This window comes from Methylobacterium sp. A49B (genome assembly GCF_053346215.1).
In genome coordinates, this window is the sequence record NZ_JBKFBO010000016.1 from 118997 (window position 1) to 125872 (window position 6876).

Sequence of the window (6876 nt, forward strand, 5' to 3'; positions counted from 1 at the left end):
TGCGCCCGCGGGCGGCCCCGCGCACGTTCCGCCCGCGACGTCCGCGCGCCGGCAGATGTGGACGCCCGGAGCCTCATCCTGGTCGGGCAGAGCCCGTCGCCTCCGCGATGACGAAGCGCATGTAGGCAAGCCCCGCCCGGACGGTCTCGACCGGCACGCGCGTCGTCGCGCCGGCATGGGCCGTGAGGGCCTCGCGGATGACGGGATGCCACCGCGCCGGGTGCGCGGAGAGGGCATGGCGGCCCCCGCCGCCCTTCGAGACGACGCGGTCGGTCTCCAACGCGCAGGCTATCCGCGCGACGCCGAGCACGCCCCAGGCCAGGGCCTCGGCGCGGGCGTCCTCTCCGGGTGCCTTCGCGGCGAGCGCCGCCGCGGCCTCGGTGATCCACGGCAGCCAGTAGCGACGCAGGTTCTCGGTCTGGTAGGTGCGCAGCGCGTCGCCGTCGTCGGCGATGCCGAGTACCTCTGGCGGCGGTCCGAATGCGGTCCGCCCGTGGCGGGCGAGGCAGCGCCAGACGGCCGGGTTGACCTCACGGCAGACCTCGCCGGTCCGGAACCGCCCGTCCAGGCTGAACGGCCGGACCGCATACCGCGTCGGAACCCGTCGCAGCGTCTCGGCGGTCAGGTAGAGGCCATCGAAACAGGGGCCGCCGGCCTCCGACAGGCCGGCGTGGACGCGCGCGAGCGCGGCGCAGCCCTGCGCGGAGGGTTCGCGGTCCAGCACCGCGATGAAGTCGATGTCGCTGGCGCCGGGCCGGAAGTCGTCCAGCGCGACCGATCCGACGAGGTACAAGCCCCGGAGGTCGGGCATCCGCTCGGCATCCAGACGCCGCCTGAAGTCGGCGACCACCGTTTCGACGGCATCGGGAAGCGGGACCGATCGGCTCATGGCATGCGCTCCGGAGGGCCGGACCACGCGACCGCCGGTCGCGTCGCCGCGATCGAACTGGGGACGGCGACGGTTCCGGTTCAAGTCGCCGAGCGAGCCGCCACACCGGCCGGATCGGCCGGGCCGGGTCACGTCCGCGTGAGCCGCGCCGGTCGGAGGGGTCGTCCCTGTGGCGCGATCCGCCGCGGCGGGCCAACCTCCCCACGGGCCGGATCCGGATCCGGTCGAGAGCCGTGAGAGGGTCACATGAGGACGGTCGCGCTCCTGCTCTTCCTCGGCGCCGCGGCGGTGGCTCTGATCCGCTTCACCGAGCCGGCGGTCGCGGCGGCGGGATGCCCGTCCTGCTACGGCTTCACCGACCTCGGGGGCGGCCTCTACGTCGAGAGCGCCATGCCCGCGGACCGCCGCGCGGCGGCCAGGGCCACGGTCGCGGCCGCCCGGGACCGGGTGCGTGCCTTCTATGGGGAACTCCGATCCGACCCGCGCGTGCTGCTCTGCGCGACCGAAGCCTGCTACCGCCCCCTCGGCGGCGGCTCACGCGGCGTCGCGCTGCTCGACCGGGCGCTCATCCTCTCGCCGCGCGGGACGGATACCGTCATCGCCGCCCACGAACTCGCCCACGCCGAATTTCACCGGCGGATCGGCCTCGCGGCGACGCTCGCGCGCTCCGTGCCGCAATGGTTCGACGAGGGTCTGGCCGTCGTGGTGTCCGACGACCCGCGCTACCTCGCGCCGGGCCCCGACCGCTGCCGTGCCGAACCCGGCGGCGACCTGCCGACCGCGCGCTCGGCCTGGATCGAGCAGGCCGGCAGCGCCGGCCTCTACGCCAGGGCGGCCTGCAGGGTCAGCCGCTGGCTGGACGCCCACGGGGGCGCGGCGGGCCTCCCGGGTCTCGTGGCGAGCGGAAGCTACCAAGACGTCGGCCGGCACACGGGATCCTGAACGGCCGGGCACAGGCGGACGCCTTGGCGCCGGAGCTGCGGCTGGGATAGCCTGCCGCCAGGCCGATGCTGCCTGCCGCTCGCCCCGGAACCGGGATGGTGAAAGCATCGTGGACGGGTCGCGGCAAGCCGAAACCCTCGACCGGCGACGGGTCGGCAACGCGAGCACCGACGAGACGCCGCCGGCCTGAGGAGATCCCGATGACGACCGTCGACCAGGCGAAGGCCATGGCGAAGCGGCTGCGCGCCGCCCTCAGCGCGCGCGACCTCGCCGTTCCGCACGCGATCGCCCTCGAACTCGTCGCCGCCGAACTCGGCTACGATGACTGGAACACCGCCTGCGCAGCCCTCGACCGTCAGGCGGACGCGGCGCCCCGTTTCCTGGCGGCAGTGCCGATCCTGCGCATCTTCGACGAGGCCAAGGCCCGGGAATTCTACTGCGGCTTCCTGAGCTTCGAGCCTGTCTTCGAGCACCGGTTCGAGCCCGACCTTCCCCTCTACATGGAGGTCGCCCGCGCCGGCCTGCGCCTGCACCTGTCGGAGCATCACGGCGACGCCAGTCCCGGCTCGACCGCCTTCATCCCGATGCGCGGCATCCGGGCGCTCCACCGGGAGCTCACGGCCAAGCGCTACGGCTACGCCCGGCCCGGCCTCGAGGAAGCTCCGTGGGGCGACATGCTGACGGTCGCCGACCCGTTCGGCAACCGCCTGCGCTTCTGCGAGCCGCGGGAGGGACGGCACGCGCAGCGCTCCGCTCCCTCCGCCACCGGCTGAGGGGAGGGAGCCTCGATGGCCGTGGAGATCGCCCGCGTGAAGGCACTCATCGCGACGTTGCCGGCCGTCAGTTCGGCGCCGCACTTTCACCGCACCGCCTACAGGACGCCGCGCAAGACCTTCGCGACGCTGGACGAGGCGGGGAACGACCTGAACCTGATGTTCGATCCGGACCATCGGGACTTCTTCTGCGCGCAGGTCCCCGATGCGTTCAGCCCCGTTCCGGGAGGCTGGGGCCGGATGGGCGCGACGCGCTGCGACTTGGCGGTCGTCGACGAGGCGACCCTGCTCTCGGCCTTGACGGCGGCCCACCGCCTCGCCGCGCCGAGGACGCGCCGCGGCCCGGATCGGCGCGCATGATCCGGCTCTGGCCAGCCGTCCATCTGGGTCGACCGATGAGGCGCCCGATGAGGCGCCCGATGTGGTGCCCGATGTGATGTCCGATGAGGCGCCGGACGCGGCAGACCGCAGCGGCCGCGGCGGCGGTCGCGGCCGCCCGATGGAGACATCATGATTCATGGCCTCAGGAAGGGGTTCCTGGATCGGCCGCCGACATCGGCGGATCGGTTGGACGGGATGGCTGCGCCGGGGTGACAAACGCCGAAGTCAGGTCGATCGACGCGAGGGTCGCGGTCGGCACAGCGGTCGCGATCCGGAGCTGCGCCCTGTTGCTGGTGCGCGTCTCTGAAACCCGTCTCTGAGCCCGTCTCGGCCGCCACCTCATCGGCCGCCGCGGGCGGGGAGGGTGCCGTCCGCGGTGCGTGCGGCGGTTGCGTCCCGCGCGCCGCCGCGCGACAACGCGGGCAGCTTTTCGCGCTCATCCGGAACACCACAGACGTGACGTCCAACGCCCCGGCGAATCCCAGAAAAACCTTCGGCCTCTCGACCGCGATCTCCTATCCCAACGGCGCGCCCCATATCGGCCACGCCTACGAGGTGATCGCCGCCGACGCCATCGCGCGCTTCCACCGGCTCGACGGCTACGACGTGCTGTTCTCCACCGGCACCGACGAGCACGGGCTGAAGATCCAGCAGGCGGCGACCCGGGCCGGCACCACCCCGCGCGCCTTCGTGGACGGCACCGCCGCCCGGTTCCAGGCCATGGCCGACCGGATGGACTGCGCCTACGACCGCTTCATCCGCACCACCGAGCCCGCCCATTACGAGGCCGCCCAGGAGATCTGGCGGCGGATGGAGGCCAACGGCGACATCTACCTCGACAAGTATGCCGGCTGGTACTCGGTCCGCGACGAGGCCTACTACGACGAGTCCGAGACCCGACTCCTGGAGGACGGCAGCCGCCGCAGCCTCGCCACCGACACGCCGGTCGAGTGGATGGAGGAGGAGAATTTTCTTTTCAGGCTGTCCGCCTACCAGGACCGATTGCTCAAGCTCTACGCGGATCAGCCGGACTTCATCGGGCCGGACACGCGCCGGAACGAGGTGGCGAGCTTCGTGCGCTCCGGCCTCAAGGACCTGTCGGTCAGCCGCACCAATTTCGACTGGGGCGTGCCGGTGCCCGGCCACCCCAACCACGTGATGTACGTGTGGGTCGATGCGCTCACCAATTATCTCACCGTCACCGGCTTCCCCGACGCGGAGACCCCCCAAAAAAGATTCTGGCCGATGGACCTGCACGTGATCGGCAAGGACATCGTCCGGTTCCATGCGGTCTACTGGCCGGCCTTCCTGATGTCGGCCGGGCTGCCCCTGCCGAAGCGCGTCTTCGGCCACGGCTTTCTGCTCTCCAAGGGCGAGAAGATGTCGAAGTCGCTGGGCAACGTCCTCGACCCGTTCGAACTCGCCGACACCTACGGGGTCGATCCGGTGCGCTACTTCGTGCTGCGCGAGGTGCCGTTCGGCGGCGACGGCAGCTACAGCCACGAGGCGATCATCGGCCGGATCAACGCCGACCTCGCCAACGATCTCGGCAACCTCGCCCAGCGCTCGCTCTCGATGGTCGCCAAGAACTGCGACGGCGCGGTACCGGATCCGGGCTCCCTGGACGAGGCCGACAGGGCCCTGCTGGCGCAGGCCGATGCCCTGCCGGCGGGGTCCCGCACCCTGATGGGCGAGCTGGCGCTGCACGGCATCCTGGCCGAGATCTGGGCCGTGGTCGCGGAGGCCAACCGCTATTTCGCCGCCCAGGAGCCGTGGAAGCTGCGGAAGTCCGACCCGGCCCGGATGAGCGCGGTGCTCTACACGACGCTGGAATCCCTGCGCGCTCTCGGCATCCTGACCCAGCCCTTCGTGCCTGCAGCGGCGGCCAAGCTCCTCGACCTGCTGGCGGTGCCGGCCGGCCGGCGCAGCCTCGCCGATGTGGGGGAGGGGGGGCGGCTCGTGCCCGGCACGGCGCTCCCCGCCCCCGCGCCGATCTTCCCGCGCTTCGAGCGCCCCGAAACGCCTTCCGCTTGAAGGCCCCTGCCGCCTGACGGCCACCCGAGACCCGATGCTCATCGACAGCCACTGCCATCTCGACTTCCCGGATTTCGCCGCCGACCTCCCGGGCGTGATCGCCCGGGCGAAGGCCGCCGGCGTCGCCGGCATGCTCACGATCTCCACACGGGTCGCCAAGGCCGACACCTACCGGGCGATCGCCGAGGCCCATCCCGAGGTCTGGTACACGATCGGCACCCATCCCCACGGGGCCGCCGACGAGCCGGACGTCGCCGCCGGGACGATCGCGGACATCGCCACCGGCAACCCGCGCTGCGTCGGGATCGGCGAGGCCGGGCTCGACTACCACTATGCCGACGCCGCCCCTGAGGCCGTGCAGGAGCGGGTGCTGCGCGCCCATATCGAGGCGTCGCGCCGCGCCGGCCTGCCGCTGGTGATCCACGCCCGGGACGCCGACGATCACATGGAGCGGGTGCTCGCCGACGAGATGGCCCGGGAGCCGTTCCGGGCGGTGCTGCACTGCTTCTCGTCGGGGAAGCGGCTGGCGGAGGCCGGGGTGGAGCTGGGCCTGTTCGTGTCCTTCTCCGGCATCGTCACGTTCCGGCGCTCGCACGACCTGCGCGACATCGCGCGACGCGTGCCCCTCGACCGGATCCTGGTGGAGACCGACGCGCCGTTCCTGGCACCCGAGCCCCATCGGGGGCGGACCAACGAGCCGGCCTACACGGCCGACACCGCCCGGTCGCTGGCCGAGACCCTGGGCCTGTCCGCCGAGGACATCGCCCGGATCACGACGGCGAATTTCTTTGCGTTGTTCGACAAGGCCGCCGGAACGCGCCCGAGCGCCGCGTGACGAGTCGGAGCGGGAGATCCGGATGGCGAGCCTGACCCTGCGCATTCTCGGCTGCGGTTCGTCCGGCGGGGTGCCGCGAGTCGGCAGCGGCTGGGGCGCCTGCAACCCGGAGGAGCCGCGCAACCGACGGCGGCGCTGCTCGATCCTGGTGGAGCGGGCATCCGGAGAGGGGCGGACCACGCTCCTGATCGACACCTCGCCGGACCTGCGCGAGCAGCTCATCGACGCCGGCGTGACCCGCCTCGACGGGGTGCTCTACACCCACGCTCACGCCGACCACACCCACGGGATCGACGACCTGCGCCCGTTGGTGATCGCCATGCGGGCCCGCATCCCGGTCTTCGCCGATGCCCTGACCCGGTCACAGCTCACCACCAAATTCGGCTACTGCTTCGAGACGCCCCCCGGGAGTTCCTATCCACCGATCTTGGACCTGCACGACTTGATCGCGGACCGGAACCTGATCGTGGACGGGCGGGGTGGGCCGATCACGGCGGAGTCGCTGCCGGTGGAGCACGGAAACGAGGCCGCCTTGGGCTTCCGCTTCGGCGCGGCGGTCTACCTGCCCGATGTGAGCCTGATCCCGGCTTCGAGCCTGGCCCGGCTGCACGGCCTCGAGCTGCTGATCATCGATGCCCTGCGGGAGACCCCGCACCCGACCCACTTCTCCGTCTCGGATGCCCTCGCGCTGATCGAGTCGGTCCGCCCCCGCCGGGCGGTCCTCACCAACCTGCACACCGACCTCGATTACGGCGCCCTGGCGGCGCGCCTGCCGGAGGGCATCGTCCCCGCCTATGACGGCCTGACCCTGAGCCTCGACGCCTGAGCGCGGCCGAGGATGCGAATCGGGCGTCACACGCCTGTCGTCGACGGAGTCCAAGAAAATCGACCTCCCGGCCAACAACCCTGTTGACGGCCTGTGTGTGTGGATCTATACCCCGGCTCATCGGCGCCGGCCGCGGAAGTGGACCGGGCGCTGAGCCATCTTCTGACAAGCGGGCGGGCTGGCCGGCGGGATTGCC

At 71.9% G+C, this 6876-nt stretch carries 7 protein-coding genes; 6 read left to right on the forward strand and 1 reads right to left on the reverse strand.

The features are described 5' to 3' along the window. Window positions 1–73: 73 nt before the first annotated feature. Entirely contained in the window at window positions 74–889 is an 816-nt protein-coding gene (locus ACLBX9_RS02385; protein WP_447717757.1) for an aminoglycoside adenylyltransferase domain-containing protein, read from the reverse strand. A gap of 246 nt (window positions 890–1135) precedes the next feature. Here ACLBX9_RS02385 and ACLBX9_RS02390 point away from each other — a divergent pair, with 246 nt between their 5' ends. From ACLBX9_RS02390 to ACLBX9_RS02415, 6 genes are all read left to right on the forward strand, one after another. Further along, window positions 1136–1831, forward strand: coding sequence for a hypothetical protein (locus ACLBX9_RS02390; protein WP_010686439.1), 696 nt, complete (start codon window positions 1136–1138; stop codon window positions 1829–1831). 200 nt (window positions 1832–2031) lie between these two features. Then, the gene (locus ACLBX9_RS02395; protein WP_010686438.1) at window positions 2032–2604 is read left to right on the forward strand and encodes a glyoxalase superfamily protein; all 573 of its coding nucleotides are present in this window, start codon (window positions 2032–2034) and stop codon (window positions 2602–2604) included. Between the two features lie 15 nt (window positions 2605–2619). After that, window positions 2620–2964, forward strand: a complete 345-nt coding sequence (locus ACLBX9_RS02400) for an MmcQ/YjbR family DNA-binding protein (RefSeq protein WP_010686437.1) — start codon at window positions 2620–2622, stop codon at window positions 2962–2964. Window positions 2965–3441: 477 nt separating this feature from the next. Then, window positions 3442–5019, forward strand: coding sequence for a methionine--tRNA ligase (gene metG / locus ACLBX9_RS02405; protein WP_447717758.1), 1578 nt, complete (start codon window positions 3442–3444; stop codon window positions 5017–5019). Between the two features lie 34 nt (window positions 5020–5053). Continuing rightward, the gene (locus ACLBX9_RS02410; RefSeq protein WP_447717759.1) at window positions 5054–5854 is read left to right on the forward strand and encodes a TatD family hydrolase; all 801 of its coding nucleotides are present in this window, start codon (window positions 5054–5056) and stop codon (window positions 5852–5854) included. Window positions 5855–5876: 22 nt separating this feature from the next. Continuing rightward, window positions 5877–6680, forward strand: a complete 804-nt coding sequence (locus tag ACLBX9_RS02415; RefSeq protein ID WP_447717760.1) for an MBL fold metallo-hydrolase — start codon at window positions 5877–5879, stop codon at window positions 6678–6680. Window positions 6681–6876: the final 196 nt, after the last annotated feature.